Annotated in this window: 29 protein-coding genes and 1 pseudogene; 21 read left to right on the top strand and 9 right to left on the bottom strand. The window is 71.1% G+C overall.

Annotated elements, in window-relative coordinates; genetic code table 11:
* Positions 1 to 3 precede the first annotated feature (3 nt).
* The 6 genes from J3A75_RS16750 (at position 4) to J3A75_RS16775 (ending at position 5,299) form a co-directional block, all read left to right on the top strand.
* On the top strand, positions 4 to 372 hold the full coding sequence (locus J3A75_RS16750) for a DUF6867 family protein (RefSeq protein WP_041372610.1): 369 nt from the start codon (positions 4 to 6) through the stop codon (positions 370 to 372).
* Between the two features lie 49 nt (positions 373 to 421).
* Positions 422 to 1,543, top strand: coding sequence for a branched-chain amino acid ABC transporter substrate-binding protein (locus J3A75_RS16755; RefSeq protein WP_012319222.1), 1,122 nt, complete (start codon positions 422 to 424; stop codon positions 1,541 to 1,543).
* 390 nt (positions 1,544 to 1,933) lie between these two features.
* A complete protein-coding gene (locus tag J3A75_RS16760) occupies positions 1,934 to 2,857 on the top strand; it encodes an amino acid ABC transporter substrate-binding protein (protein ID WP_012319223.1) in 924 nt (307 codons plus the stop codon).
* Between the two features lie 89 nt (positions 2,858 to 2,946).
* Positions 2,947 to 3,669 carry an amino acid ABC transporter permease gene (locus J3A75_RS16765; protein WP_012319224.1) on the top strand — a complete coding sequence of 241 codons (723 nt, stop codon included), beginning with the start codon at positions 2,947 to 2,949 and terminating at the stop codon, positions 3,667 to 3,669.
* Between the two features lie 56 nt (positions 3,670 to 3,725).
* Positions 3,726 to 4,418 (top strand): amino acid ABC transporter permease, encoded by a 693-nt coding sequence (locus J3A75_RS16770; RefSeq protein WP_012319225.1) that lies wholly within the window; start codon positions 3,726 to 3,728, stop codon positions 4,416 to 4,418.
* Positions 4,419 to 4,570: 152 nt separating this feature from the next.
* On the top strand, positions 4,571 to 5,299 hold the full coding sequence (locus J3A75_RS16775) for an amino acid ABC transporter ATP-binding protein (protein ID WP_024830078.1): 729 nt from the start codon (positions 4,571 to 4,573) through the stop codon (positions 5,297 to 5,299).
* 10 nt (positions 5,300 to 5,309) lie between these two features.
* Here J3A75_RS16775 and J3A75_RS16780 read toward each other — a convergent pair whose 3' ends face one another.
* On the bottom strand, positions 5,310 to 6,329 hold the full coding sequence (locus J3A75_RS16780; protein WP_024830077.1) for a gamma carbonic anhydrase family protein: 1,020 nt from the start codon (positions 6,327 to 6,329) through the stop codon (positions 5,310 to 5,312).
* 167 nt (positions 6,330 to 6,496) lie between these two features.
* Here J3A75_RS16780 and J3A75_RS16785 point away from each other — a divergent pair, with 167 nt between their 5' ends.
* Entirely contained in the window at positions 6,497 to 6,964 is a 468-nt protein-coding gene (locus J3A75_RS16785; protein ID WP_024830076.1) for a molybdenum cofactor biosynthesis protein MoaE, read from the top strand.
* A gap of 27 nt (positions 6,965 to 6,991) precedes the next feature.
* On the opposite strand, the gene J3A75_RS16790 is transcribed toward J3A75_RS16785, so the two are convergent.
* The gene (locus J3A75_RS16790; RefSeq protein ID WP_012319229.1) at positions 6,992 to 7,138 is read right to left on the bottom strand and encodes a hypothetical protein; all 147 of its coding nucleotides are present in this window, start codon (positions 7,136 to 7,138) and stop codon (positions 6,992 to 6,994) included.
* Between the two features lie 264 nt (positions 7,139 to 7,402).
* Here J3A75_RS16790 and J3A75_RS16795 point away from each other — a divergent pair, with 264 nt between their 5' ends.
* The gene (locus J3A75_RS16795; RefSeq protein WP_058606959.1) at positions 7,403 to 8,548 is read left to right on the top strand and encodes an AI-2E family transporter; all 1,146 of its coding nucleotides are present in this window, start codon (positions 7,403 to 7,405) and stop codon (positions 8,546 to 8,548) included.
* Positions 8,549 to 8,635: 87 nt separating this feature from the next.
* Here the strand turns inward: J3A75_RS16795 and J3A75_RS16800 are convergent, their stop codons facing one another.
* A complete protein-coding gene (locus J3A75_RS16800; protein WP_209650521.1) occupies positions 8,636 to 9,868 on the bottom strand; it encodes an amidase in 1,233 nt (410 codons plus the stop codon).
* A 111-nt stretch (positions 9,869 to 9,979) separates the two neighbouring features.
* Between J3A75_RS16800 and J3A75_RS16805 the strand changes: the two genes are divergently transcribed.
* The 5 genes from J3A75_RS16805 to J3A75_RS16825 all read left to right on the top strand — a co-directional run bounded on the left by J3A75_RS16805 (position 9,980) and on the right by J3A75_RS16825 (position 14,780).
* On the top strand, positions 9,980 to 10,975 hold the full coding sequence (locus tag J3A75_RS16805; protein ID WP_012319232.1) for an extensin family protein: 996 nt from the start codon (positions 9,980 to 9,982) through the stop codon (positions 10,973 to 10,975).
* A 249-nt stretch (positions 10,976 to 11,224) separates the two neighbouring features.
* Positions 11,225 to 11,686, top strand: coding sequence for a hypothetical protein (locus J3A75_RS16810; RefSeq protein ID WP_012319233.1), 462 nt, complete (start codon positions 11,225 to 11,227; stop codon positions 11,684 to 11,686).
* A 2-nt stretch (positions 11,687 to 11,688) separates the two neighbouring features.
* Positions 11,689 to 12,363 carry a ribonuclease T2 family protein gene (locus J3A75_RS16815; protein ID WP_063110167.1) on the top strand — a complete coding sequence of 225 codons (675 nt, stop codon included), beginning with the start codon at positions 11,689 to 11,691 and terminating at the stop codon, positions 12,361 to 12,363.
* Between the two features lie 67 nt (positions 12,364 to 12,430).
* Entirely contained in the window at positions 12,431 to 13,279 is an 849-nt protein-coding gene (locus J3A75_RS16820; RefSeq protein ID WP_209650522.1) for a 23S rRNA (adenine(2030)-N(6))-methyltransferase RlmJ, read from the top strand.
* Positions 13,280 to 13,502: 223 nt separating this feature from the next.
* Positions 13,503 to 14,780, top strand: a complete 1,278-nt coding sequence (locus J3A75_RS16825) for a porin (protein WP_012319236.1) — start codon at positions 13,503 to 13,505, stop codon at positions 14,778 to 14,780.
* A gap of 113 nt (positions 14,781 to 14,893) precedes the next feature.
* Here J3A75_RS16825 and J3A75_RS16830 read toward each other — a convergent pair whose 3' ends face one another.
* Positions 14,894 to 15,433: a GNAT family N-acetyltransferase gene (locus J3A75_RS16830; protein WP_029360021.1), complete on the bottom strand. Its 540-nt coding sequence runs from the start codon at positions 15,431 to 15,433 to the stop codon at positions 14,894 to 14,896.
* Positions 15,434 to 15,624: 191 nt separating this feature from the next.
* On the opposite strand from J3A75_RS16830, the gene J3A75_RS16835 reads away from it, so the two are divergent.
* Entirely contained in the window at positions 15,625 to 17,109 is a 1,485-nt protein-coding gene (locus tag J3A75_RS16835; protein WP_058606960.1) for a peptidoglycan DD-metalloendopeptidase family protein, read from the top strand.
* A gap of 140 nt (positions 17,110 to 17,249) precedes the next feature.
* On the opposite strand, the pseudogene J3A75_RS16840 reads toward J3A75_RS16835, so the two are convergent.
* Positions 17,250 to 17,603: pseudogene (locus J3A75_RS16840) on the bottom strand (YidB family protein); the annotation flags it as partial.
* A 151-nt stretch (positions 17,604 to 17,754) separates the two neighbouring features.
* Between J3A75_RS16840 and J3A75_RS16845 the strand changes: the two are divergent.
* Positions 17,755 to 18,027: a hypothetical protein gene (locus J3A75_RS16845; RefSeq protein ID WP_071000681.1), complete on the top strand. Its 273-nt coding sequence runs from the start codon at positions 17,755 to 17,757 to the stop codon at positions 18,025 to 18,027.
* 9 nt (positions 18,028 to 18,036) lie between these two features.
* Here the strand turns inward: J3A75_RS16845 and J3A75_RS16850 are convergent, their stop codons facing one another.
* Positions 18,037 to 18,429, bottom strand: coding sequence for a YidB family protein (locus J3A75_RS16850; protein ID WP_070999489.1), 393 nt, complete (start codon positions 18,427 to 18,429; stop codon positions 18,037 to 18,039).
* A gap of 126 nt (positions 18,430 to 18,555) precedes the next feature.
* On the opposite strand from J3A75_RS16850, the gene J3A75_RS16855 reads away from it, so the two are divergent.
* The 6 genes from J3A75_RS16855 to J3A75_RS16880 all read left to right on the top strand — a co-directional run bounded on the left by J3A75_RS16855 (position 18,556) and on the right by J3A75_RS16880 (position 24,026).
* Positions 18,556 to 19,437, top strand: a complete 882-nt coding sequence (locus J3A75_RS16855; protein ID WP_059409271.1) for an alpha/beta fold hydrolase — start codon at positions 18,556 to 18,558, stop codon at positions 19,435 to 19,437.
* Positions 19,438 to 19,568: 131 nt separating this feature from the next.
* Positions 19,569 to 19,901 (top strand): preprotein translocase subunit YajC, encoded by a 333-nt coding sequence (yajC, locus tag J3A75_RS16860; protein ID WP_012319243.1) that lies wholly within the window; start codon positions 19,569 to 19,571, stop codon positions 19,899 to 19,901.
* Positions 19,902 to 19,956: 55 nt separating this feature from the next.
* Entirely contained in the window at positions 19,957 to 21,561 is a 1,605-nt protein-coding gene (secD, locus tag J3A75_RS16865) for a protein translocase subunit SecD (RefSeq protein ID WP_012319244.1), read from the top strand.
* Positions 21,562 to 21,794: 233 nt separating this feature from the next.
* On the top strand, positions 21,795 to 22,736 hold the full coding sequence (gene secF, locus J3A75_RS16870; protein ID WP_012319245.1) for a protein translocase subunit SecF: 942 nt from the start codon (positions 21,795 to 21,797) through the stop codon (positions 22,734 to 22,736).
* Positions 22,737 to 22,749: 13 nt separating this feature from the next.
* On the top strand, positions 22,750 to 23,148 hold the full coding sequence (locus tag J3A75_RS16875) for an Mth938-like domain-containing protein (RefSeq protein WP_059409272.1): 399 nt from the start codon (positions 22,750 to 22,752) through the stop codon (positions 23,146 to 23,148).
* Positions 23,148 to 24,026 (top strand): phytoene/squalene synthase family protein, encoded by an 879-nt coding sequence (locus J3A75_RS16880; RefSeq protein ID WP_024830064.1) that lies wholly within the window; start codon positions 23,148 to 23,150, stop codon positions 24,024 to 24,026. Before J3A75_RS16875 ends, J3A75_RS16880 begins: the two co-directional genes overlap by 1 nt.
* Positions 24,027 to 24,138: 112 nt before the next feature.
* Here J3A75_RS16880 and J3A75_RS16885 read toward each other — a convergent pair whose 3' ends face one another.
* From J3A75_RS16885 to serS, 3 genes are read right to left on the bottom strand one after another with little or no spacing between them, the layout of a single operon-like run.
* Positions 24,139 to 24,786, bottom strand: coding sequence for a protein-L-isoaspartate O-methyltransferase family protein (locus J3A75_RS16885; RefSeq protein ID WP_043073717.1), 648 nt, complete (start codon positions 24,784 to 24,786; stop codon positions 24,139 to 24,141).
* Positions 24,783 to 25,547: a 5'/3'-nucleotidase SurE gene (surE, locus tag J3A75_RS16890; protein WP_012319249.1), complete on the bottom strand. Its 765-nt coding sequence runs from the start codon at positions 25,545 to 25,547 to the stop codon at positions 24,783 to 24,785. The genes J3A75_RS16885 and surE overlap by 4 nt, the downstream gene beginning before the upstream one ends.
* Entirely contained in the window at positions 25,547 to 26,893 is a 1,347-nt protein-coding gene (gene serS, locus J3A75_RS16895) for a serine--tRNA ligase (RefSeq protein ID WP_024830062.1), read from the bottom strand. The genes surE and serS overlap by 1 nt, the downstream gene beginning before the upstream one ends.
* Positions 26,894 to 26,896 lie beyond the last annotated feature (3 nt).

Here is a 26,896-nt window from a genome sequence, read left to right on the forward strand (position 1 = left end):
ATGCTGCAGGGGATCCTGTACGAGGAGCCGTCGGCCTGGCTGTTCCTGCTCGTGACCGTCGTCATGGGCGGCTGGGCCGGCTGGATGGCGGCCCGCGGCATCGCCCGGGGCTGGCGGCCGTTCTGGCAATGCGCCCTGGCGCTGCTCCTGGTGGCAGCCGCCGTGCGCTTCATCCATTACGCCCTGTTTTCGGGCACCCTGCTGTCGCTGCACTACTATGCGGTCGACGCGGTCGTCGTCATGATCATCGGCGCGGCGGGCTTCCGCTACACGCGGACGCGCCAGATGACGAGCCAGTACCGCTGGCTCTACGAGAAGACCTCACCGCTGACCTGGCGCGCGCGGGCGCCCGCGGCCGGCGAGGTCCGATGAGTGCGGCCGGATCCGCACGTGCGGTCCTGACATCTAGGGGAAGTACGCGATGAGATCGATTCTGCTGGCCGGGCTCGCCCTCGGCGCGATGGTGGCGGCTGCGCAGGCCGCCGAGGTCAAGCTCGGCGTCGCCGCGCCGATCACCGGCAACAGCGCCGCCATCGGCGCGCAGCTCAAGAACGGTGCGAGCCAGGCGGTCGAGGACCTCAACAAGGCCGGCACGCTGAAGGGCACGACGCTGACCGTCACGGTCGGCGACGACGCCTCCGACCCGAAGCAGGGCGTCTCGGTGGCCAACAAGTTCGCCAGCGACGGCGTGAAGATGGTCGTCGGCGACTACAATTCCGGCGTCTCGATCCCGGCCTCCGACGTCTACCTCGACGCCGGCATCATCCAGGTCACGCCGGCCTCCACGAACGTGAAGTTCACCGAGCGCGGGATGTGGAACACGTTCCGCACCTGCGGCCGCGACGACCAGCAGGGCGCGGTGGCGGGCAACTACCTGGCCGAGCACTTCAAGGGCAAGAAGATCGCCTTCGTCCACGACAAGACGCCCTACGGCAAGGGCCTGGCCGACGAGACCCTGAAGGCCCTCAAGGCCAAGGGCGGCAAGGACGTGATGTTCGAGGGCATCAACCCGGGCGAGAAGGATTACTCCGCCCTCGTCTCCAAGCTGAAGTCCGCCAACGTCGACGTCGTCTATTTCGGCGGCTACTACACCGAGGCCGGGCTGATCCTGCGCCAGATGCGCGACCAGGGCCTGAAGGCGCCGATGATGGGCGGCGACGGCATGGTCGACCGCGAGCTCGTGGCGATCGCCGGTCCCGCCGCCGAGGGCACGCTGACCACCTTCCCGCCGGACGCCCGCAAGAACCCGAACGCCAAGGCGGCGCTCGCCGCGTTCAAGGCCAAGAACATCGATCCCGAGGGCTACACCCTCTACTCGTACGCGGCCGTGCAGGTCCTGGCGAAGGCGATGGCCGAGACGGGCTCCAGCGACGGCAAGAAGCTCGCCGAGTGGCTGCACCAGGGCAAGCCGGTGGACACGGTGGTCGGACCGATCGCCTACGACAAGAAGGGCGACATCACCCGGCCCGACTACGTCATGTACGAGTGGAAGAAGGGGCCGGACGGCAAGATCGACTACAGCGGCAATGAGCTGACGAAGTAAGCCGCGGCCACAGACCGGATTTCCGGCCCGACGCCGCCCCCCGATACCGCGGGGGCGGCGTCGTCGATTTCTATACCGTGGATTCGTCAGCCTTCCGGGCAGATCAGTCTTCCGCACCCCGTGCGTCCGCCTAAGAAGTGTGCATGATGCCGCCGGCGCGAGCGTGAGGCCGGCTCAGCGCTTGGGAGGAGGCCATGAGGACGGCAGGGACCGCACCTGCGGACGTGCGCAGGAGCTTGGCCGCAACTTGTCCGTACTCAGCCGCAGGCTTGCGCGGCGTTTCGACCCTTCTCCCGGCACCATCATTGCAATGGCGTCGCCCGAGCGGGCGGGCCCGCGTATCCCGCCGCCGGCCGACACCATTCGGCTCGATCCAGGAGTTCCGTACCGATGCAGTCTGATATCGCTCGCCGCGGCGTCGCCGCGGCGCTGGGCTTGACCCTCGCCCTCGCTCCGATGAGCCTCCGGGCGGAGGAGCTGACCGGCACCCTCAAGAAGGTGAAGGACGCCAACGCCATCGTCATCGGCTACCGCGACGCCTCCGTGCCGTTCTCGTATCTCGGCGCCGATCAGAAGCCGATCGGCTACGCGATGGACATCTGCTACAAGATCGCCGACGCCGTGAAGGCCAAGCTCAACCTCCCGAACCTCGAGGTGAAGCTCAACCCGGTCACCTCCGCCACCCGCATCCCGCTGATGGCGAACGGCACGATCGATCTCGAGTGCGGCTCGACCACCAACAACGCCGAGCGCGAGAAGCAGGTGTGGTTCACCAACTCGCACTTCCTGACCGCGACCCGCTACGTCTCGAAGAAGTCGGCCAACCTGCACACGATCGAGGACCTGAAGGGCAAGACCGTCGTGTCGACCTCGGGCACCACGAACATCAAGCAGATCAACGAGGCCAACACGGAGCGCAAGCTCGGCCTGACGATCCTGCCCGCCAAGGACCACGCCGAGGCGTTCCTGATGGTCGAGACCGGCCGCGCCGCCGCCTTCGTGATGGACGACGTGCTGCTCGCCTCGCTCGCCGCCTCGTCGAAGGACCCGTCGGCCTACGAGATCTCCACCGAGGCCCTGTCGAAGCCCGAGCCCTACGGCATCATGCTCCGCAAGGACGACACGGAGTTCAAGAAGGTCGCGGACGACGCCACCGCCAAGCTCTACACGAGCCCCGAGGGCAAGGCTCTCTACGACAAGTGGTTCACCAAGACGATCCCGCCGCGCAACATCAACCTCAACCTGCCGATGAGCGCGGAGATGAAGAAGCAGTTCACGACCCCGATCTCGAGCCCCGATCCGGCGGCCTACTGAGATCCGTTCGGTACGGTTTCATGCCATGATGCGCACCGCGGGCTCCGGCCCGCGGTGCGTCTCTGTAAGTTCACAGTAGAAGCGGCGCGATGAACTACAACTGGAACTGGCGGATCTTCTTCGACGCCTCGCCGGAGGGGAACGGCACGTATCTCGACATGCTGCTCTCGGGGCTCATGTGGACGATCACGACCGCGCTCTGCTCCTGGGTGATCGCGTTCTTCCTGGGCTCCCTGATCGGCGTGCTGCGCACCCTGCCGTCGAAGCCCGCGAACGCGATCGGCACGGCCTATGTGGAGCTGTTCCGCAACGTGCCGCTGCTGGTGCAGATGTTCCTCTGGTACTTCGTGCTCCCCGAAGTTGTGCCGACCCGGATCGGCGACGCGATCAAGCAATTGCCGGACGCGCCGTTCTACACGGCCGTGGTCTGCCTCGGCTTCTTCACCGCGTCCCGCGTCGCCGAGCAGGTCCGCGCCGGCATCCAGTCGCTGCCCCGGGGCCAGCGCATGGCCGGCACCGCCATGGGCTTCACGACCTACCAGACCTACCGCTACGTGCTGCTGCCGAACGCCTACCGGATCATCCTGCCGCCGATGACCTCGGAATTCCTCAACAATCTCAAGAACACGTCGGTGGCGCTGACCATCGGCCTGCTGGAGCTGACCGCCCGGGCCCGCTCGATGCAGGAATTCTCGTTCCAGGTGTTCGAGGCGTTCACGGCGGCGACGATCCTCTACGTGATCATCAACCTCGTGGTCGTCACGGCGGCGACCTTCCTGGAGAAGGCGGTCGCCATCCCCGGCCAGCGCTGAGGGCCGCCCGCTTCCGTTCCGCCACCCCGCCCGACGGCCACCGGTAACAGGCCCCGATGCTCTCGAACTTCGACTTCTCCGTCATCGTCTCGTCCCTGCCCTACCTGTTCGGTCAGGGCATGGTCTTCACCGTGACGCTCACCGCCATGGCGGCCGTGGGCGGCGTGATCATCGGCACGCTGCTGGCGATGGCGCGCCTGTCGGGCATTCCCGGCCTGTGGCACCTCGCCAAGGGCTACGTCGAGCTCTGCCGCTCGCTGCCGCTGGTGCTGGTGATCTTCTGGTTCTACTTCCTGGTGCCGTATATCGGCGCCTACCTGACCGGCTCCACGACGCCGATCCAGGTCGGCGCCTTCCCGTCGGCCCTGATCACCTTCATGGCCTTCGAGGCGGCCTACTTCTCGGAGATCATGCGCGCGGGCATCCAGTCGATCCCGAAGGGTCAGACGGCGGCCGCCCAGGCCCTCGGGATGAACTACTGGCAGACCATGGGCAACGTGATCCTGCCCCAGGCCTTCCGCAACATGCTGCCGCTGCTGCTGACGCAGACCATCATCCTCTTCCAGGACACGTCGCTGGTCTACGTGCTCTCGCTGACCGACTTCATGGGCGCCGCCTCGAAGGTCGCCCAGCGCGACGGCCGTCTCGTCGAGATGTATGTCTTCGCCGCGGTGGTCTATTTTGCGATCTGCTTCTCGGCCTCGTACCTCGTGCGCCGCCTGCAGCGCCGCGTGGCCATCATCCGCTGACCGACACTGGAGACCGTGTCATGACCTCGTCCCCGATGCCGGCCCCCACCGCCGCCGAACCCGTCGCCGATGCCAGCCACGCGCCGAAGGATGGCGGCCTGCAGCCCGGCAGCCTGATCTCCGGCGCGCCCGCGGCGGCCCCCGGCGAGACCATGATCGCCATCGACAACATCAGCAAATGGTACGGCGACTTCCAGGTGCTGACGAACTGCAGCACCCAGGTCGCCAAGGGCGAGGTCGTGGTCGTCTGCGGCCCCTCGGGCTCGGGCAAGTCGACCCTGATCAAGTGCGTCAACGCCCTGGAGCCGTTCCAGAAGGGCCAGATCACGGTGGCCGGCACGAAGGTTGCCGACAAGGCGACCAACCTGCCGAAGCTCCGCTCGCGGGTCGGCATGGTGTTCCAGCACTTCGAGCTGTTCCCGCACCTGTCGATCACCGACAACCTCACCATCGCCCAGCGCAAGGTGCTCGGCCGCGGCGCCGAGGACGCGAAGAAGCGCGGCCTCGACCTGCTCGCCCGCGTCGGCCTCGGCGCCCACGCGAACAAGTTCCCGGGGCAGCTCTCGGGCGGTCAGCAGCAGCGCGTCGCCATCGCCCGGGCGCTGGCCATGAACCCGGTGGTGATGCTGTTCGACGAGCCGACCTCGGCCCTCGACCCCGAGATGGTCGGCGAGGTGCTCGACGTGATGGTGGAGCTCGCCAAGGAAGGCATGACCATGATGGTCGTGACCCACGAGATGGGCTTCGCCCGCAAGGTCGCCGACCGGGTGATCTTCATGGATCGCGGCGAGATCGTCGAGGATGCCCGGAAGGACGAGTTCTTCGGCAGCCCGCGCTCCGAGCGCGCGCAGACCTTCCTGTCGAAGATCCTGCAGCACTGACGGCGGAGCGTCAGGCCAGCGCCTCCTGCGCGGCCCGGTATTCCCGGCCGTGCCGGCAGTAGCCCTCGACGATGCGGATCATCAGGGCGCGCTTCTCGGCGTCGAGGGGCGCGAGGATGCGGGCCGGGCGGCCGCCCCAGAGGTAGCCGGCCTCCAGGATCTGCCCGGGATCGGTGGTGGCTCCGGCCGCCAGCATGACGTCGTCGGCGATGAGGGTCCCCGACGCGATCGTCGCGCCGATGCCGATCAGCGCCCGCGCCCCGATCCGGCAATCGGCGATCCGGACATTGTGGGCGATGGTGGTATCGCGCCCGATCACCACCCCGTCGGCCCGGGTCCGGACGACCGTGTTGTCCTGGATGTTGGTGTCCGCGCCGACCACGATCGGTCCGACCTCCGCGTTCAGGTCGCAGCAGAACAGCACGCTCGCGCCGGCGCCGAGGCTGACCCGCCCGCGCAGGCGGGCGGTGCGCGCCACGAAGACGCTGTCCTCGATCTCCGGCGCGTCTCCCGGCGGAAGCGCGGGCCCGTCGCCCATCCGCTCGCGCACCCGCTCGGCACGCTCGGCGACCTCGTCGGATCCGATCGCGCGGCTGGGGCGGGCCGGGCTGCCCGCGTAGGCGAAGCCGCCGGGCAGCGTCGCCCGGGGGAAGACCGTCGCGCCGGCCTCGATCACCGCGCCGTCGCCGATCTCGGCCCCGTCGAGGATCACCACGTCGTCCTCGACGACCACGTCGGAGCCGAGGGTGCAGGCGTGGACGACGCTGTTCCGCCCGACCGTGACCCGGTCGCCGACCCGCGTGCCGTGCGTCCGGGTGGCGATGTGCACCGTCGAGCGGTGTCCGAGCCAGAAGCGGTCGCCGAGGGTGACGGTCTGGCCGTCGGCGCGGATCACCGCCTCGTCGCCGATCCAGGCCTGCGCGCCGATCCGGGCCGCGCCGATCACCGTGCTGCCGCGGCCGCACCAGACGGGGCGACTGGCGAAGTCCGGCTGCACGCCGTCGTAGGGCAGGATCAGGTCGGGGGTCACGCGGGTATCCTTCTCCAGCGCCGTCCGGAGCGCGCGGGGACATCCGGACGATGGCGGGCCGCGCGCCGGGCCGGCAGGGCGCGACGGACCGTGTCATATAGAGGCGGGACCGGGTGTGACAGGGACGGGGCTGGTCGGCGAAGCCGCGGACTCCTATGGATCGGGCCATGAGCGCCCCCGTCCCGAGCGTCGGCATCCAGGCCGAGCCCTTCGACACCGCCGCCGAGATCGCCGGCCTGAGCGCCGCGCTGGGGGGCCGGGCGGGCGCCGTCGTGACCTTCACCGGCCTGTGCCGCGACGAGGGCGGGCGGCTGACAGCCCTGGAGCTGGAACACTACCCCGGTATGGCCGAGGCGGAGATCCGGCGGGTTGCCGACGAGGCGATGGCCCGCTGGCCGCTCCAGGCCCTCCGGGTGATCCACCGGCACGGCTTGGTCCGCCCGGGCGACGGCATCGTGCTGGTGGTCACCGCCGCCAGCCATCGGGTCGCGGCCTTCGAGGCCGCTGACTTCCTGATGGACTACCTCAAGACGCGCGCCCCGTTCTGGAAGCGGGAGCACCTCGCCGACGGCACGACCGGCGGCTGGGTCGACGCGACGGCCCAGGACGAGGTCGCGGCCGGCCGCTGGGGCTGAGGGCCGTGTCCCGGGCCGCGGCGGGCGCTACACGATCAGCGCGTTGAGCAGCACCGCGGCCGCGGCACCGGCGACCGCGATCCCGAGCAGGACCACGCTGCTGAGCTGATCGCCGGTATCGACGGTCTGGCCCGGGCCGAGGGAACGAACGTACGTGTCGCCGTGGTTGCTCATGGGGATCCTCCTGATCGGCCGGAGCCTGCGCTCCGGCTGCGTGAGCGGACAACGCGCGGGGAGCCGTCCGGTCCCAGGGGCGGCGCGCCGCCGCGGCGCTGGAGAGACGGTCGATCAGGATATTTCGCGGCGCCGAGCGAGCCGGAGGCGTCGACCACCGGCGCGGAACGGCCTTTTCGCGGCGCATCACCCCGGGCACCCGCGCGCCCGCACTTGACCCCCGAGGGCCCGCGGCGTTCGTGAGCCCGCGGTGCAGGAGCGACGATGTCGGACAGCAGGCTCGAGGATCTGGACGGCCCGATCGGGCCCTGGCGCGGGGCGGCGCCGCTGGCGGCCTCCGGGATCGCCGTAGTGTGCTTCGTGGCGGCGCTGGCCCTGGCCTGGATGTCGGCCGGCACGCTGCTGCTGATCTTCGCCGGGGTCCTCCTCGGCGTGTTCCTCGACGGCCTGACCCGCGGGCTCGGCCGTGTCCTGCCCCTGCCGCGGGGCGTGCGGCTGTCCATCGCCAGCGTCGCGGTCGCGGTCGCGGTGATCGGCTTCGGGAGCTACGGCGGCGCCACCATCGTGCAGCAGGGCCGCGACCTCGGGACGACGATCAAGAATCAGGCCGGAACCGTCACGGGCTGGCTGTCCGAGCGCGGCATCGACGTGCCGAGCCTCGCGCCGCAGGGCGGGGGGAAGGACGGCTCGACGGATTCGGGCCAGCGCGAGGGGGGACTCGGCGGTCTCGCCAACGGACTCCTGAAGGGCAGCAGCTCGATCGTCTCGGATGCCGGCAGCGTCCTCGGTCCGGCCGCGGCCGTGATCCTCGGCCTGTTCGACGCCCTCGGCAACGTCCTGGTGATCGCCTTCCTGGGGCTCGCCTTCGCGGCCGACCCGAAGGCCTACCGCGACGGCGCGGTCCGGTTCGTGCCGCCGGCGAAGCGCTGGCGCGCCAGCCAGGTTCTCGACGGGGCCGGCGAGACCCTTCGCCACTGGCTGTTCGGCCAGCTGATCATCATGGCGGTGATCTTCCTGTGCACCTGGGCCGGCCTCGCCTTCCTGGGCATCGGCGGCGCGCTGATTCTGGGCCTGCAGGCGGGGCTGCTCGCCTTCGTGCCCACGGTCGGGCCGCTGGTGGCGGGCCTCGTCATCGTCCTGGCCGCCCTGGCCTCGGGCACGAAGGCGGTCATCGGCGCGATCGGCGTCTATCTCGCGGTCCAGTGCCTGGAGAGCTACGGTCTGACGCCGTTCATCCAGAAACGGGCGCTCGACATCCCGCCGGCCACGATCTTCGCCGGCCAGCTGATCCTCGGTGTGATCTTCGGGCTGTGGGGCATCGCCCTCGCCCTGCCGCTGATGGCAGTGATCAAGGTCCTGCTGGAGCAGCTCTACGTGGAGGACACGCTCCACGAGCAGCCGAGCCACTGAGCGTCCCGGGCTCCCGCGCCGTCCGTCCGGGCTCCGCTCCGCAGTCCCGGACGGACGGCGCGTGGCCGCGTCGACGGGCGCGGCCGGTCAGCCGCGCAGCGCGGCCTCGATCATCCGGGCCACCGCCAGGGCCCGGCCGTCGTCGCCGAAGCGGCCGATCACCTGGACGCCCACCGGCAGGCGGTGGCCGGGCACCGGCACGTTCACGCAGGGCACGCCCATCAGCGTCCACAGCTGGTTGAAGCGCGGGTCGCCGGTCGAGACCAGGGTCGCGGGTGCCGGGCCCGGCGCCGAGAAGGTCAGGATCGCGTCGTAATCGGCGAAGAGGCCCTTCAGCACCCGCCGGGCGTGATGGCCGTGGCGGCGCGCGTCGTCGTACTGGGCCGGGCTGATCGCCGCCCCGTCATCGAGGTGCGCGCGGGTTCGGGGCGGGAGCGCGTCGGCCTGCGTGTCGTACTCCCAGGCCAGCGCCAGCCGGCCCTCGTAGTTCTGGATGAGACGGTGGCGCTCCCAGGCCTGTGCCAGCTCCTGCGGCAGGACGAGGTCCCTCGCCCGCGCCCCGGACCGCTCGGCCGCCTGCCGGGCGCGGGTGAGCGCGGCCTCGGCCTCCGGCTCGGGGTCCCCGGCGAAGTCCTGCCGCACCACGGCGATGCGCGGCGCCGAGCCCGCCTCCGCTCGCTCGATCTCCGGCCGCCCGGTGACGAGCGCGAGGGCGTGCGCGACGTCCGCGACCCCGGCGGCGAACAGCCCGACCGTGTCGAGGGCCCACGAGTAGGTCTTCACGCCGACCGTGGGGATCAGCCGGAACGACGGCTTCACCGCCGCGCAGCCGCAGAAGCTCGCGGGCCGGATCACCGAGCCCGCCGTCTGCGTGCCCAGGGCCAGCGGCAGCATCCCGGCGCCGACGGCGGCGGCCGAGCCCGCCGAGGAGCCCCCCGGCGTGTGGCCGGGATCGTGCGGGTTGACCGTCTCGGTGGGATCGCTGCTCGCGAAGGCCGTCGTGGTGGTCTTGGCGAGGGCGACGGCCCCGAGCTGCTTCAGCCGGCTCACGACTGCGGCGTCGCCCCGGGGCATCCAGCCCGCGTAGATCGGCGAGCCCATCTGGCTCGGCAGGCCCGCGCTGTCGATGATGTCCTTCACGCCGACCGCGATGCCGGCGAGCGGCCCGGTCTCGGGGATCGCCGGAGCCGGATCGAGGGTGACCAGCGCGTGCAGGTCCGGCTCCCGCGCGGCGATCGCGGCGCGGCACAGGTCGATCGCGCCCGCGGGCGTCAGGGTGCCGGCTTCGATGCGGGCGCGGATGTCGAGAAGCGAGAGCATAATGCATTCAGTCCGGGGTCCGCGGCGCTGTCAACCGAGACGCCACAGCCCGCGGCATTCCCGAAACGCCGTTGACGAACGCTTTACGCGACCGTGCGCATCGTCCGGGTCATGTGGCGTGGCGTATCCCTGTTCTCGGCCCTGGCGCTGTTCGGTGCGGGCCTCACCGCGTGCTCGATCAACCATTTCGAGCGACGCGAACCGTGGCGCGACCAGGCGGAGCAGGTCTGCCTGGCCAAGAAGCTCGTCGAGCCCTCGGAGTACATCACGCCGATCGCGGCGATGGACGGCCCGGGCCCCTGCGGGATGCAGCAGCCCTTCCGGGTGACGCGGCTCGGCGGCGGTTCCGTGCTGCTGAAGCAGCGGATGACGCTGGGCTGCCCGGCGCTGGCCGAGGCCGAGGCGTGGCTCGCCGACACGATCCAGCCGGCCGCGAACCTCTACTTCGGCGTACCCGTGGCCGAGATCAACGCCGGCTCCTATTCCTGCCGCGGCCGCAACAACCAGCCCGGCGCCAAGCTCTCCGAGCACGGTTTCGGGAACGCGATCGACGTGATGTCGATCAAGCTCGCCGACGGCCACGTGATCACCGTCAAGGGCGGCTGGCGCGGCACGGAGGCCGAGCAGGGCTTCCTGCGCGAGATCTTCCTGGGCGCCTGCCAGCGCTTCACCACCGTGCTGGCGCCGGGCTCCAACGTGTTCCACTACGACCACATCCACGTCGACCTCGCCCGGCACGACCCGCGCGGTCTGCGGCGGATCTGCAAGCCGCTGATCAAGTTCACGCCGCAGCTCGGCACCGGCGCCGAGCGGCCGCTGAGCCGTCCGGTCCCGCCGCAGCGCCAGCCCGCCGGCCCGCAGGCACCGGTGGACGTGGAGGAGGACGATCCCTACGGCGTGTCGCCGATGTCGAAGGCCGGGAGCGCGACCCAGGTCGCCCGGGCGCCGGCCCGGCCCCTCGACCGCCCGGCCGCGGCCTCGGCCTACACCGCGGCGCCGCCCGTGCGGCCGGCGCCGCGGGTCGCCGCCGCCCACGAGGAGCCCGCGCAGGACTACGACGAGCCGCTGCAGCTCGGCGCGCCGCCGAGCGCTGAGCCGATCTACTGAGAGACGGGCGCGGCTCCCCGGCTCCGCGCCGGGCGCCGGTCCGAAGGCCATCCGTCCGGATGCGCCCCCGGGAGGACGGAGCCGGATCCGGCCGAGCACCGGTCCCGCATCTGACCTCGACCGACGACTGTAGCGGCCGCGCCGCACAGGCCGTCAAAGCGCCGGCGCGGGGCTGCCGGAGCTTGACTGGCGGCGCGGCCAAGCCATCGTTCGCGGATGCAGGATCGCACATCCGTCGAGGCACGCGCCATGCGCCCGGTCTTTCACGGCTTCGCCCTCGGGCTGGCCCTTCTCGCCCTGGCCCAGCCGGCGCTCGCCCGCTCGGCCCGGGAGGACATCGAGCCCGCCGAGGAGCGGATCTTCCCGTTCGACGCGCAGATCCCGGGCTGCCAGGACCCGTCGGTGCTGGAGCGGGTCTCGACCAACTTCGCCGAGAAGGAGGCGAAGTTCTGGAACTCGTCGATGACGATCCTGTCCTTCGACACGATCGAGCGCACCGCGTGGCGGCCCTGGGGCCTCGACACCTATCCGCGCCGGTTCTGCACCGCGACCGTGACCACCTCCGACGGGGTCCGCCGCAAGGTCGACTACTCGGTGCGCGAGAGCCTCGGGATCATCGGGGCGACCTGGGGCGTCGAGTTCTGCATCCACGGGCTCGACCGGGACCTCTCCTACGCCTACGCCACCGCCTGCCGGATGGCGCGTCCCTGACCATGCGCGGGCGCGCCGCCGGCCTCGCGGGCCTGCTCCTCGCCGGGTCGGTCGCCGCCCCGGCGGTCGCCCAGGATTACGGCGGCTTCGCCCGCCGCGGCACGCCGGGCGACTTCGATTTCTACGTCCTCGCCCTGTCGTGGTCGCCGACCTACTGCGCGGGGCCGGGCGCCCGCCGGGACGACGTCCAGTGCGCCCCCGGGCGCGGCCTCGGCTTCGTCGTCCACGGCCTGTGGCCGCAATACGCGAGCGGCTACCCGCAGAACTGCTCGGCGGTGAACCGCGCGCCGACCCGGCAGGCCATGGAGGTCGCCGGGCAGGTCTACCCGAGCGAGGGTCTCGCCCGCTACGAGTGGCGCAAGCACGGCACCTGCTCGGGGCTCGATCCCGCCGCCTACTTCGCGGCCGCCCGGGCGGCGCGGCTCGCGGTGACGATCCCCGACGCGCTCAAGGGCGGTGCCCCGCCGCAGAGCCTCGCGCCGATCGAGATCGCCCGGCAGTTCGTGACGGCCAATCGCGGCCTGCGCCCCGACATGATGGCGGTCACCTGCACCCGCGGGCAGCTGCAGGAGGTCCGGATCTGCTTCGGCAAGGACCTGCGCGGCTTCACCCCCTGCCCCGAGGTCGCCCGCGGCAATTGCCGGGCGCCCGAAGTGAGTCTCGACGCCGCCCGCTGAGTTTTTTTCGGCCTTTCGCGCGCCGGACCCTGGACCCGGCGCCCGGGATCGGCTTGAGCGCGCTGCCATGAACTATCGGCACGCCTTCCACGCCGGCAACCACGCCGACGTCCTCAAGCACCTCGTCCTGGCGCGGGTGCTCGACCACCTGCGCCTCAAGGACAAGCCGTTCCGGGCGCTGGACGCCTTCGCGGGGCTCGGCGTCTACGATCTCGAGGCCGACGAGGCGGCCCGCACCGGCGAGTGGCGGGACGGCTGGGGCCGGATGGGGGCGCCCTTCGCGCCGGAGGTGGAGGCGCTGCTGGCGCCCTACCGCGCCGCGGTGGCGGCGGTGCGGGCGCGCCACGGTGACACCGCCTATCCGGGTTCGCCGGCCGTGATCCGCGAGGCGCTCCGCCCCGGCGACAAGGGCGTGTTCGTCGAGTTGCACCCGGCGGACGCCGCGACCCTCCAAGGCCGCTACGCCCGCGATGCCCGCACCAAGGTGATGAACCTCGACGGCTGGACCGCGATCAACGCGCAGATCCCGCCGCCGGAGCGGCGCGGCCTCGTGCTGATCGATCCCCCCTACGAGATGCCCGGAGAGATCGAGCGCCTCGGCGCCCATCTCGCCCGCGCGGTGGCGAAGTGGCCGACCGGGCTGTTCCTGGCCTGGTACCCGATCAAGGACGCCGCGGTCCTGGACCGGATGGTCCGCGACCTCGGCGCCGCCCTGCCCCGCCCGGCCCTGCGCCTCGACCTGCTCATCGACCGGCCGGGCGATCCGACGCGGCTCACCGGCAGCGGCCTGATCGTGGTCAACCCGCCCTGGCGCCTCGCCGAGGAGGCGATGCTGTTCCTGCCGGCGCTCGCCGAACGCCTCGCCCGGCAGGACTTCGGAGGGTTTCGCTGCGATCCGATCGGCCCCGCCAACTGACTCGGTAGAATTGGCGAGCCCGGCGGAAGTCCTCCGGCCCCGCGCGGAAGGAAAGGGCCGGGGTTCCGATACAAATGTGGCGGCAAAGTCACATTTCCGCATCGAACGTGATCAGCGATACGGAACTGCCTAAAAATTATGCAACTGCTTCATGTTTGATTTTGTGTCAATCGCGTCGCGATGTCAGCTTGGCCGTGGACGAATCCGAACGAGCTGCGACACCATGCTGAAGCGATCCACCCTGGCCGGCCTGGCCACCGTGCTGCTGTCCTCGACCAGCATCCTCGCGGCCGATCTGGCTGCCCCGGCGCCGGTTCCCGTCGCGCCCCCTGCCGAGCCCTGCAAGGCCACGCTGCTCGGCCCGGCCTACAGCGGCGTGATCAAGGCCAATCCCAACCCGAGCTGCTTCTCGGCCGGCCCGCTGGGCGACCTCTACGTCGGCGGCGCCATCACCGGCTACGGCTACACCCAGTCGAACCCGTTCGCGTCGTTCTCGACGCCGGCGGCCCCCAACGACCGCGACCGCGCGGCCCGGTTCGACTTCTCGAACGTCCAGGGCATCATCCAGAAGCCCGAGGGCGCGTTCCAGTTCTACATCCAGGCCGGCGGCTACTCGATCCCGCAGCTCGGCTTCCCCACGCTCGGCACCTTCACCCAGACCGACCTGCTGTTCGGCCCGGTCCCGGTCGCCTACGGCAAGATCCAGATCAACGATGAGTGGTCGGTCCAGGGCGGCCGGATGTTCACGCTGATCGGCACCGAGCTGCTGTTCACCTACCAGAACCTGAACATCAACCGCGGCCTCCTGTTCGTGCAGGAGAACTTCATCAACCAGGGCGTGCAGGTCAACTACAGCAGCGGCCCGCTCTCGGTGTCGCTCGCCGGCACGGACGGCTTCTTCTCCAACGAGATCACGTGGTTCACCGGCAACGTCGCCTACAAGCTCGACGACTACAACACGATCGGCGTCAACGGCGGCCTGAACGTCGGCCGGACCAACGCCCTCGACCGCAGCCCGCGCTACCAGTTCGCGACGCCGAACCTCCAGCAGAACAGCGGCATCTTCAACATCAACTACACCTACGCGAACGGTCCGTGGATCATCTCGCCCTACTTCCAGTTCACCAACGTCGAGCGTGACCTGCGCGTCGGCATCGGCAACTCGGCCTCGACCTACGGCGGCGCGCTGCTGGCGGCCTACTCGTTCACCGACAACTTCGCCCTGGCCGGCCGCGTCGAGTACACCGAGCAGACGGGCGTCCGCGGCTCGGGCGGCACCAACCTGCTGGGCTTCGGCGCGGGCAGCAACGCCTTCTCGGTGACCGTCACGCCGACCTTCACCTTCGACCGCTACTTCTTCCGCGTGGAGTACGCCCACGTCGAACTCGGCGGGATCACGCGCGGCAATCTCGCGGAGGGCACGCTCGGCACCGGCTTCGGCCGCACCGGCAACCGCACCTCGCAGGACCGCTACATGGTCGAGACCGGCATCACCTTCTGATCGGACCGCCCGGTCCGGCTCAGGACGCCGCCCGTCAGCGAGCCCCCGGCCTCAGGCCGGGGGCTTTTTTCATGGCCGCGCCATCGATCCCGGCCCGGCTCGATCCCCGGGGGTCAGGTCCGCCTGAGCAGGCGCCGGCCCGGCCGGTGGCCCTCCTCGCCGGTGTCGCGGAAGCCGAGCTTCTCCAGCAGGCCCCAGGAGGCGACGTTGGCGGGGCGGCACTCCGCCACGACGACGCGCGCCGGGAAGCGCCCGCCGAGGAGCCCGAGGATCGCCGAGACGGCCTCGTAGGCGTAGCCGCGCCCGCGGGCGGCGCCGCCGACCCAGTACCCGATCTCGATCGTGCCGGCGCCGCGCAGGTGCGTGCCGAAGACGCCGACGAGCGCGCGCCCGGCCGAATCGGGAGCGCCGTCCCGCGTCCAGGCGCCGAGGAAGCAGTCCCGGCCCCGCGCGCCGCTGCGAATCAGGTCCTCGGCATCCTGCAGGGTGAACGGCGTCGGCAGGAAATCCACCGCCGCGGTGATCGCCGGATCGTCGGTGAGCGCGCGGACGGCCGGCGCGTCCGCGGGCCGGAGGGCGGCGATCGTGAGACGCGCCGTCTCGATCGCCGGCAGGTCGGCCAGGGTGTCGCGCGCGCCGCGGATGGTAAACATGGTTTCGATGTGGGGTGCCGGCCGGTTACGAAAAGGGACGATCCCGCGCTCGGGAATCATCCCCGGCACCGCGCGAAAACCTTGCGCCTACCTTCGCTCCAGGGTCGCAGACAGCCTGAACGGGAACGGTTGCTTAACCTGAATCCGTCTTCATTGGCGCATCAGGTTGCGTCAGGCAAACGGGTGCGTCGATGCGGGTGCGCGGTACGGGTCAGATGTTGCGGACGCTGTCGCGCGTCGCGCTCATCGGCATCATCGGCGGTGCGGCTGCCGCCTGTTCCTCGGACGCGTCGCGTCTGACCAACCCGTTCTCGAACCCGTTCGACTCGGAACCCGCCGCCACCGGCAGCCTGCCGGATGGGAGCCTCAAATCCGTGCCGCCGGTCCGGACCGGCCGCATCCAGTCGGAGGCGCTCGGCGCGCCCGCCGCGGCGCGGCCGTCCGCCGCCGCGACGCCGGCCCAGACCAACGCCGCCGCCCCCGCGACCCGCGTCGCCTCGACCGGCAAGGTTGGCTGGAGCGCCGAGGGTGGCACGCAGATCACCGTGTCGCGCAACGACAGCCTGAACCAGATGTCGACCCGCTTCGGCGTGCCCGCCTCGGCGATCCTGGCCGCCAACGGCCTGAGCAACGCGAACCAGATCACGCCCGGCCGCCAGATCGTGATCCCGGTCTACAACGCCTCCGGGCTGAACCCCGCCGCGTCCCCGATGACTGCCCGGCCGGCCCGGGCCGCCGAGGAGAAGCGCGAGGACGCCAAGCAGGTCGAGAACAAGATCGCGACCAAGCGCGAGGAGGCCAAGGAGGCCGCCAAGGAGGCCGCCCAGAAGCTCGCCGAGGCGAAGGCCGCCAAGGAAGCCGCGCAGAAGGCCGCCGCCGCCGAGAAGGAGGCGGAGCGCAAGGAGGCGCTCGCCCGCGACGCCGCCGCCCGCAAGGTCGCCGACGCCAAGTCCCGCAAGGACGTCGCCCTGAAGGAGGGCGAGAAGCCGAAGCACGTGCGTCCCGGACAGGTCGCCAAGGCGGACGAGAAGAAGGCCGACGAGAAGAAGGCGGATCCGAAGGCCGAGGCCAAGGCCAAGGCCGAAGCGAAGGCTCAGGAGGCCAAGGCGGAGGCGAAGGCCGCCGCGAAGGCGGAGGCCGCCCAGAAGCTCGCCGAGGCGAAGGCCGCCAAGGAGGCCGCCCAGAAGGCCGCCGCCGCCGAGAAGGTCGAGAAGGTCGCCGCCAAGGAGGCGCCGAAGGCGGCCCCGGTCGCGGCCGCCGCGCCGGCCAAGCCGGAGCCCGCCGCCACCGGCTCGGTGGCCGAGGCGACGGAGAACTTCCGCTGGCCCGCCAAGGGCCGGGTGATCTCCGGCTACGGCACCTCCGGCAACGAGGGCATCAACATCGCCGTCCCCGAGGGCACCCCGGTCAAGGCCGCCGAGGAGGGCACGGTCGCCTACGCCGGGTCCGACGTGAAGGGCTACGGCAAGCTGGTCCTCGTGCGCCACGCCAACGGCTACGTCTCGGCCTACGCCCACAACGGCGAGATCGACGTGAAGCCCGGCGACAAGGTCAAGCGCGGCCAGACCATCGCGAAGTCGGGTGCCTCCGGCAACGTGACCTCGCCGCAGCTGCACTTCGAGATCCGCAAGGGCGGCGCGCCCGTGGACCCGATGTCCCAGCTCGCCAGCAACTGAGGCGGACGGCGCGGGGCCGAGGCCGGCCCGCGCGGCACCGAACGAGACGGCAAGACGCGGCGGCGGTCCCGGACGGGGCCGCCGTTTCGCGTCGTCGTCCGCCGTCCGGCCTCCCCGGCTCGCGACCCGCGCCGGCTGTCCTAAGCCTTCGGTGCCTGCAGCGTCCCGTCGGGGCTGTGACGGTCGACGGTCTCGGGCAGGGCCTGCGCCAGGGTCGGGAACAGCTGGTCCATCGGGACGCCGAGCTTCTCCGCCATCTGGCGCACCTGCTCGTTGTCGAGGACCTTGCGCAGGTCCTCGGCCGTGATCGGCTCGTTCGGGCCGCGGCCGAGCCAGGAATTGACCTGGCTCTCGTAGCCGGAGCGCCGGAGCTGATCGAGCAGCGCGTTCAGTCCTCCGGGCAGCACCTGCTGGATCACGCCCGGCAATGCCTTCAGCGCGATCTGCCCCAGCGAGCCGCCGAGGGTGTTGAGCAGACTCATGTGGACCCCCGTCGAATGGTCAGTGGCGGGAGTCTAGAGAAATCTTCGCGAAGCGGGAGAGGCCTGTGGTCCGCGACGCGCCGGTGTGAACCGCAATTTAGTCGACAGCGATCGGCCTATGGTCCGGAATGCCGGCCGGGACATCGGTCCGCGGTCGGCTCTCATGAGATCCCTGGCGCTGTCTTGCGTGCTCGCGGTCGCGTCCGTCACCGCGGCCCTGCCGGACGCGGAATCGGGGCGTCTGGCGCCGGAGCGCTTTGCTCAGGGGCGCCCTCTGGCGGATGCCGTCTTCGTTCGGCCGCTCTATGGCACGTACCGCCATTGCGGCGGCTCCTGCCTGAAGAGCGGCGAACTGTCGTGGTTCTGCTTCGTCGGGCAGAGCTGCTACCTGAGCTGCGCGACCGCGCCGCCGCGGATGAAGTGCGCCGTCCCGTGAGGTGGGCGATCAGCGGACCTGGGTGCTGAAATTCGGCTGCGGCTTGAGGCTGCCGTTCTCGCTCTGGTCGGCGACCGCCGCCGGCAGGAACTCCGCCAGCACCGTGGGGACGCGCGCCTCCGGAACGCCGAGGTCGTAGGCGAGCCGCTCGATCACGCCCTCCGGCAGGCAGGCCGCGATGGCGCTCGCCGGCACCGTCTGCCGCGCGCCCGAGCCGAGCCAGGATCCCACCGCCTCCCCGTGCCCGGTCTCCCGCAGGCGGTCGAGGAAGGCCAGGAGTCCGCCGGGATAGAACTTCGCCAGCGACAGGGCGAGCTTGCCGCTGCCGGTCTCCTCGAAGGCCCGGTCGGCCGCCGCCACCACATCGCCGATCAGGGTCTTCGCACCGTCGAGCAGGCCCATGGTTCTCCACCGTCGCGCTTCTTCGTCGCAGGGTGAAGTCGGGCGCGAACCGGCGAGGGCAAGCGCGTGCGGCAATTGCGCGGCGAACCCGCTAGGATCCCGGCGTCGCGAATCCGGGAGCCATCGATGAAGCGCGTGCGGGCCGGCGTCCTGGAGGTCGCCTATCTCGAATCCGGACCGGCCGACGGGCCGCCGGCGGTGCTCCTCCACGGCTTCCCCTACGATGTGCGCGCCTGCGCGGCCGCGGCCGCGCAACTCGCCGCCGACGGCGTGCGCTGCCTCGTGCCGTACCTGCGCGGCTACGGGCCGACGCGGTTCCTGGATCCCGCCACGCCGCGCTCCGGCGAGCAGGCGGCGCTCGGGGCCGACCTGCTCGCCTTCCTCGACGCCCTCGGCCTCGGGAACGCCGTCCTCGCCGGCTACGATTGGGGCGGCCGGGCCGCCTGCGTGGTGGCCGCACTCTGGCCGGACCGGGCCCGGGGCCTCGTCAGCTGCGGCGTCGGCTACAACATCCAGAACATCCCGACCGCCGGGCGGCCGGTCGCGCCGGAGGCCGAGCACCGCCTCTGGTACCAGTATTATCTCCACGGCGAGCGCGGCCGCGCCGGCCTCTCCGAGAACCGGGACGCCTTCTGCCGCCTGCTCTGGCGGCTCTGGTCGCCGACCTGGGCGTTCGACGCGGAGACCTTCGCGCAGACCGCCCGCGCCTTCGACAACCCCGACTTCGTCGACGTGGTGGTGCATTCCTACCGCCACCGCTTCGGCCTCGTGCCGGGCGACCCGGCGCTGACCCCGATCGAGGCGCGGCTGGCGGCCCGGCCGGCCATCGCCGTGCCGTCGATCGTGCTGCTCGGCGCCGACGACGGCGTCGGGCCGCCGCCCGCCACCGACACGGACGCCCGCCACTTCACCGGCCCGTACCGGCGTGAGATCGTCGCGGGGGTCGGCCACAACTTCCCCCAGGAGGCGCCGGACGCCTTCGCGGCGGCGATCCGCGCCCTGCTGTGAGCGCGCCGCGGATGCCCGACGCTTCGCCGTTGCTTTCGGGAAGCCCCTGGCTATAGTCCGCGCGCTTTTCGACAGGTCTGCGGGCGCCACATCCGGCGGCAGGCCTGCGCGCCATTCGCAGGAGACGCTCGTTGATCACCCCCGCCTTCGCGCAAGGGGCCGGTGCGGCCGCTGGCGGAGCGGAGATCGCCTTTCAGGTGGTCCCGTTCGTCCTGATCTTCGTGATCATGTACTTCCTGATCCTGCGACCGCAGCAGAAGCGGGTCAAGGACCACCAGGCGCTGCTCAAGTCCGTGCGCCGGGACGACACGGTCGTCACCAACGGCGGCCTCGTCGGCCGCGTGACCAAGGCTTCGGACGACCAGCCCGAGATCGAGGTCGAGATCGCCCCGAACGTGCGCGTGCGGGTGGTCCGGTCGATGATCTCGGAGGTCCGCGCCAAGGGTACGGTCAAGGCCGCCTGATTTCCGATTGAACTGGCCGGCGCCGTGCGCCGGCCCAAGAGAGAAAAAACGGCCGATGCTGCGCTTCTCCCGTGCGAAGATCATCGCGACACTGGGTCTGATCCTGGTGGGGCTGACGCTCGCCGTGCCGAGCTTCTTCTCGCCCGAGCAGCGCAAGAGCTTCGTTGCCGGCCTGCCCTCCTGGTTCCCCAGCTGGGTCGTGCCGACGCGCGCCATCGTGCTCGGCCTCGACCTGCAGGGCGGCTCGCAGCTCCTGCTCGAGGTGGACCAGAACGAGCTCATCGCCTCGCAGGCCAAGGCGTTGCGCGACGACGTGCGCCGCGTGCTCCAGCAGGAGAATGTCCGCGCCGACGGCGGCATCGGCCTGCTCCAGCGCGGCGTCCAGGTGAAGATCGACGACGCCGCCGCCCGGGCCAAGGTCCTGCCGAAGCTCCAGGAGCTGTCGCAGCCGATCACCACCTCCCTGGGCCAGACGGCGGCCCGCACCCTCGACGTCTCCGAGCAGCCCGGCGGCGTGATCCGCCTGACCCTCACCGATGCCGGCATCACCGACCGGACCCGCCGAGCCGTGAGCCAGGGCATCGAGGTCATCCGGCGCCGCCTCGATTCCACCGGCACCACCGAGCCGTCGATCCAGCAGCAGGGCGCCGACCGGATCCTGATCCAGGTGCCGGGCGAGCAGAACCCGGAGCGCCTCGAGAAGCTCCTCGGCTCCACCGCCAAGCTGGAGTTCCGCATGCTCGCCGACAGCCCCTCGGGCGACGTCGACATGCTGCCCTCCAAGGACGAGAAGGGCGCCAAGGTCCCGGTGGAGCGCCGGGTCATGGCCGACGGCGGCGAGCTGACCGACGCGCAGCCGGCCTTCGACCAGCAGACCCACGAGCCGATGGTGAGCTTCAAGTTCAACCTGCGCGGCGCGCAGCGCTTCGGGCAGGCGACCTCGGAGAATATCGGCCGGCGCATGGCGATCGTCCTCGACAACGAGGTCGTGTCGGCGCCCGTGATCCGCTCGGCGATCACCGGCGGCTCGGGCCAGATCACCGGCAACTTCACCGTGCAGCAGGCCAACGACCTGGCGGTCCTGCTGCGCGCCGGCGCGCTGCCGGCGAAGTTCACCGTGGTCGAGCGCCGCGTCGTCGGCCCGGGTCTCGGCCGCGACTCCATCGAGGCCGGCAAGCTCGCGACCCTGGTGGCGGCGGGCCTCGTGGTGGCCTTCATGTTCGCGACCTACGGGACGTTCGGCTTCATCGCCAACATCGCCCTCATGGTCCATGTCGGGCTGATCCTGGGCCTGATGTCGGTGCTGGAGGCGACCATGACGCTCCCGGGCATCGCCGGCATCGTGCTCACCATCGGCACGGCGGTGGATTCGAACGTGCTGATCTACGAGCGCATGCGCGAGGAGCAGCGGGCCGGCCGCTCGCTGATCTCGGCGCTGCAGGCGGGCTTCGACCGGGCCTTCGCCACCATCATCGACTCGAACTCGACCATGGCGATCGCCGCCCTGATCCTGTTCTTCCTCGGCTCGGGCCCGGTAAAGGGCTTCGCCGTGGTCTTCATCCTCGGCATCCTCACCACGGTCATCACCGCGGTGACGCTGACCCGGATGATGATCGCGGTGTGGTACAACACGTTCCGGCCGAAGACCCTGCCGTTCTGAACGCGCTCACTATCGGGAGACGCATCACCCCTGGCACAAGCCCGTTCCGAACCACCGCCCTCATCCTGAGGTGCCCGTGTCAGCGGGCCCCGAAGGAGCTCTCCGGAAGGCGCCGTGGATCCTGGAGCCCTCCTTCGAGGCCTCCGCTGCGCTCCGGCACCTCAGGATGAGGTCGAGGGTGGGACAGGCGATCGGGCCGGTGCTGCGATCTTCCCAACGTTAGGTCCGAAAAAATGCGCCTGCTCCGCCTCTGGCCCGATGAATCGCATTTCGACTTCATGCGATTCCGGCGCTTCACCTTCCCGCTCTCGGCGGTGCTGTCGCTCGCGACCGTGGCGCTGTTCCTGACGATCGGCCTGAACTTCGGCATCGATTTCAAGGGCGGCACCCTGGTGGAGCTGCAGGCGAAGTCGGGCACCGCGGACGTGGCGTCGATCCGGCACACGGCCGCGGGCTTCGGCTTCGGCGAGCCGGAGGTGCAGGAACTCGGCAACCAGGGCACCGTGCTGGTCCGCCTGCCGCTCCAGCCCGGCGAGCAGGGCCAGACCGCGGTGATGAACAAGGCGCACGCCGCCTTCGACAAGGATTACGATTTCCGCCGCACCGAGACCGTCGGCCCGCGCGTCTCCGGCGAGCTCGTCCAGTCCGGCACGCTCGGCGTCGTGCTGTCGGTCGTGGCGGTGCTGCTCTACCTCTGGTTCCGGTTCGAGCGGGAGCTCGCGCTCGGCGCCATCGTGGGGACGCTCCACGACATCGTTCTGACGGTCGGCGTGTTCATCATCAGCCGGATCGAGTTCAACATGACCTCGATCGCCGCGATCCTGACGATCGTCGGCTACTCGCTCAACGAGACCGTGGTGGTGTTCGACCGGACCCGCGAGCTGATGCGGCGCTACAAGACCATCCCCACGGTCGATCTCCTCAACCTGTCGATCAACTCGACCATGTCGCGCACCGTGATGACGTCGATCTCGTCCGCGCTGTCGCTGCTGGCGCTGGTGCTGTTCGGCGGCGAGGCGATCAAGGGCTTCGCCGTAGTGATGCTCTGCGGCGTCCTGATCTGCACCTACTCGGCGATCTTCGTCTCGACGCCGGTGTTGATCTATCTGGGCCTGATGCTCTCGGGCGCCCGCGCGGCGTCGGAGCGGTCGGGCGTCCCGCAACCGGCGGAGTAGTCCTTTTTCCAACATGGCCGATCAGCCAAGTCCAAAGAGCTTCGAGTCCGGCTTCGTGCCGGGGCGCCACATCATCGACACCTACGGCAACGGCGGCTTCCGCTTCGCCGGGATGTCGCATCGCGGCTCGATCCTGATGCTGCCCTCAGGGGTCCGAGCCTGGGACGTGACGGAGCCCCAGGCGATCGACCGGACGGCGCTGCGCCCGATCCAAGCCGAGGCCGCGGGGATCGAGCTGCTGCTCGTCGGCACCGGTCTCGATATCGCGGCGATCGATCCGGCCTTGCGTGGCTGGCTCAAGGATTTCGGCGTCGGCCTCGACGTGATGCAGACCGGGGCCGCGGCCCGCACCTACAACATCCTGGTGGCCGAGAACCGCAAGATCGCGGCCGCCCTGATCGCGGTGGCCTGATGCCCGAGGTGGAGGGCCAGACCGCCGAGACGGGGCTCGCCTTCGCCCAGTCCCACTGCGAGGGCCTCGTGCGGGACGGCGATCCGGATCGCTACTACGCCACGCTGTTCGCGCCGGCCGCCGCCCGCCCGCACCTCTTCGCCCTCTACGCCTTCTCATTGACCATCGCGCGGGTGCGCGAGGCCGTCTCGAACCCGATGGCCGGCGAGATCCGCCTGCAATGGTGGCGCGACGCCCTGCAGGGCGAGGCGCGGGGCGACGTGCGCGCCAACCCGGTGGCGGCGGCCCTGGAGGAAACGATCCGGGCGAACCGCCTCGGCCGCCAGCCCTTCGTCGACCTGATCGACGCCCGCGTCTTCGACCTCTACGAGGATCCGATGCCCCGGGTGAATGACCTGGAGGGGTATTGCGGCGAGACCGCCTCGGCGCTGTTCCGGCTGGCGAGCCTCGTGATCGGCAACGGCACCGAGCCCGGCGGCGCGGGCGCGGCCGGGCATGCCGGGGTCGCCTACGGGATTACCGGGCTCCTGCGCGCTCTGCCGTGGCACGCCCGCTCGGGGCAGGTCTACCTGCCGGCCGACATCCTCGGCCGCTACGGCGTCACCCGCGAGGACATCGTCACGGGCCGCGGGGGCCCGGGCCTGCGCCGGGCCTGCGCCGACCTGCGCGGCATCGCCCGGCAGCACCTCAAGGCCTTCGAGGCGGCGCGCCCGACCATCGCGCCCTCGGCGGGGGCGGCGTTCCTGCCGGTGGCCCTGGTCGAGCCCTACCTCGCCGTCATGGAGCGGGCCTCCTACGACCCGCTCAACACGCTCGTCGAACTGCCGCGCTGGCGCCGGCTGTGGCGCCTGTGGCGCGCCGCGCGGCGGGTGGGGTAGCCGCGGCTTCGGCGTCTTCGCGAGCGGAGCGGCGCGATCCAGCGGCGCCACGCTCGCGAACGCGGTGCGCTACCCTGGGTCGCTTGGCTGCGCTCGCGATGACGGCGCGTCGTCAGAGCACGCGCGCCAGCCCCGGCACCAGCGCTGCGAGACGCACCGGCGCGCCCGGTTCCGGGTCGGCCTCGGGCGTCGTCAGCACCGCGATCCGGCAAGCTCCGCCGCCGCCCAGGCCGGTCACCAGCCGTCCGCCCGGTTCGAGGGCCGCGCGCCAGTGCGGCGGGATCGCCGGGACGCTGCCGTGCACGAGGATGCGGTCGAAGCCGCCGTCCGGCAGGTCCGGGGCGAGCCCGTCCGCCCGGACGACATGCACCTCGGACAGGGCCGCGAGCCGCCGCGTCGCCGCCCCGGCCAGCGAGGTGTAGCGTTCCAGGCTGAGCACCGCCCCCGCGCCCAGCTGGGCGAGCAGCGCGGTCACGTAGCCCGAGCCCGTGCCGATCTCCAGGACGCGCTGGCCGGGCTCCAGCCGCAGCTGCGCCAGCATCAGCGCCACCGTGGACGGCGCCGTCATCGACGCGCCGCAGGACAGCGGCAGGGCGATGTCGCGCCGCGCGTGCTCCCGATGCGGCGGCGGCGCGAAGGTGTCCCGCGGGACCTGCTCCATGGCCCGCAGCACCGCGGTGTCCCGCAGGCCACGGCCGCGGAGCGCCATCACGAAGGCCGCGTTGCCGGCAGCCTCCTCCAGGCTGCCTAGATCGATCACTCGGCGAAGGCCTGCGCGAAGCGCGTCAGCGTCGGCTCGTCGGTGAGGTCGAGGCGCAGGGGCGTCACCGAGATCCGCTTCTCGGCGATGGCCTTGAGATCGGAGCCGTGGCCCGGCTCGAACCGGGCCTTGGCGAAGGCCAGCCAGAAATACGGGTTGCCGCGCCCGTCGACCCGCGCGTCGATCGACAGCAGCGCCTGATTGCGGAAGCCCTGCGCGGCGACCGCGACGCCCTGCACGTCGGCCGGCTCGCAATCCGGGAAATTGACGTTGACCAGGATGCCGGGCTCGATCCCGGTCTCGAGGATCTTCCGGACGACCTTCGCGCCGTGCGTCCGGGCGCAGTCCCACTTGAGGGCGCCGCGCCCGCCCGCCCCGTAGGCCTGGCTCAGCGCGATCGAGCGGATGCCGAGGATCGTCCCCTCCATGGCGGCCGCGATCGTGCCCGAATAGGTCACGTCCTCGGCGACGTTCTGGCCGCGGTTGACCCCCGACAGGACGAGGTCCGGCCCGTGATCGCCGAGGATGTGGCGCACGCCCAGGATCACGCAGTCCGACGGCGTGCCCTTCACGGCGAAGCGCTGCTCCGACACCTGCCGCAGCCGCAGCGGGTCGTTGAGCGAGAGCGAGTGCGACACGCCGGACTGGTCGCTCTCCGGCGCCACGACCCAGACGTCGTCCGAGAGCTCCCGGGCGATCTCCTCCAGGGTCGCGAGGCCCGGCGCGTGGATGCCGTCGTCGTTGGTGACCAGGATGCGCATCAGCGGGCCCCTTCGATCCGGTTGAGCCCGCCCATGTAGGGGTGGAGCACCGACGGGACCGTGATGCTCCCGTCCGGGTTCTGGTAGTTCTCCATCACGGCGATGAGCGCGCGACCGACCGCCACGCCCGAGCCGTTGAGGGTGTGGACATAGGCCGGCTTGCCGTCCTTGCCGCGGTAGCGGGCGTTCATCCGCCGCGCCTGGAAGTCGCCGCAGACCGAGCAGGACGAGATCTCGCGGTGGGTGCGCTGGCCCGGCACCCAGACCTCGATGTCGTAGGTCTTCTGGCTGGCGAAGCCCATGTCGCCGGTGCAGAGCGTCATCACCCGGTAGGGCAGATCGAGCTTCTTCAGCACGGCCTCGGCGCTGGTCAGCATCCGCTCGTGCTCGTTGGCGGATTCCTCCGGCGTCGTGATCGAGACCAGCTCGACCTTGCTGAACTGGTGCTGGCGCAGCATGCCGCGGGTGTCGCGCCCCGCCGCCCCCGCTTCGGCCCGGAAGCAGGGCGTCAGCGCGGTGAACCGCAGGGGCAGCTCCTCCTCGCGGAGGATCGCCTCGCGGACGAGGTTCGTGAGCGGCACCTCGGCTGTGGGAACGAGCCAGAAATGCTCGTCGCTGACCGGGGCGGTGTCGGCGCCGGCCTGCCCCTGCAGCGACCTGACGTAGTCGAGGCCCTTGAAGACCGAGAACTGGTCGTCCTCGAACTTCGGCAGCTGCGCGGTACCGAACATGGCGGCGTCGCGCACCAGCACCGGCGGCGCCACCTCCAGGTAGCCGTGCTCCTGCGTGTGAAGGTCGAGCATGAACTGGCCGAGCGCCCGCTCCAGCCGGGCGAGCTGGCCTTTGAGCACCACGAAGCGCGAGCCGGACAGCTTGGCCGCCGCCTCGAAATCCATCAGGCCCGAGGCCTCGCCGAGCTCGAAATGCTCGCGGCCCTCGGTCAGCCGCTCGCGGGTCGCGGCGTGGCTGCGGTAGAGGACGTTGCCGTGCTCGTCCGCGCCCTCCGGCACGTCGGGCTTCGGCCGGTTCGGGATCGCGGCGAGGCGGTCTGCCAGGGTCCTGTCGGCCGCGTCCTGCGCGGCCTTCAGCTCGGGCTCGGCCGCCTTCAGGGCCGCGACCTCCGCCATCAGGGCGGCGGCGCGGTCCTCGTCCTTGGCCTTCTTGGCGCCGCCGATCTCCTTGGCCAGGGCGTTGCGCCGCTCCTGGTTGGCCTGCGCGGCCGAGACGGACGACTTCCGCGCCTCATCGAGGGCGATCAGCTCGGCCGAGAGCGGCGCGAGGCCCCGGCGCTGGAGGTCGCGGTCGAAGGCGTCCGGGTTCTCCCGGATGGCGCGGATGTCGTGCATCGA

Origin of the sequence: Methylobacterium sp. PvP105 (assembly GCF_017876975.1) — a bacterium.
In the GTDB taxonomy this organism is placed as follows: domain Bacteria; phylum Pseudomonadota; class Alphaproteobacteria; order Rhizobiales; family Beijerinckiaceae; genus Methylobacterium; species Methylobacterium radiotolerans.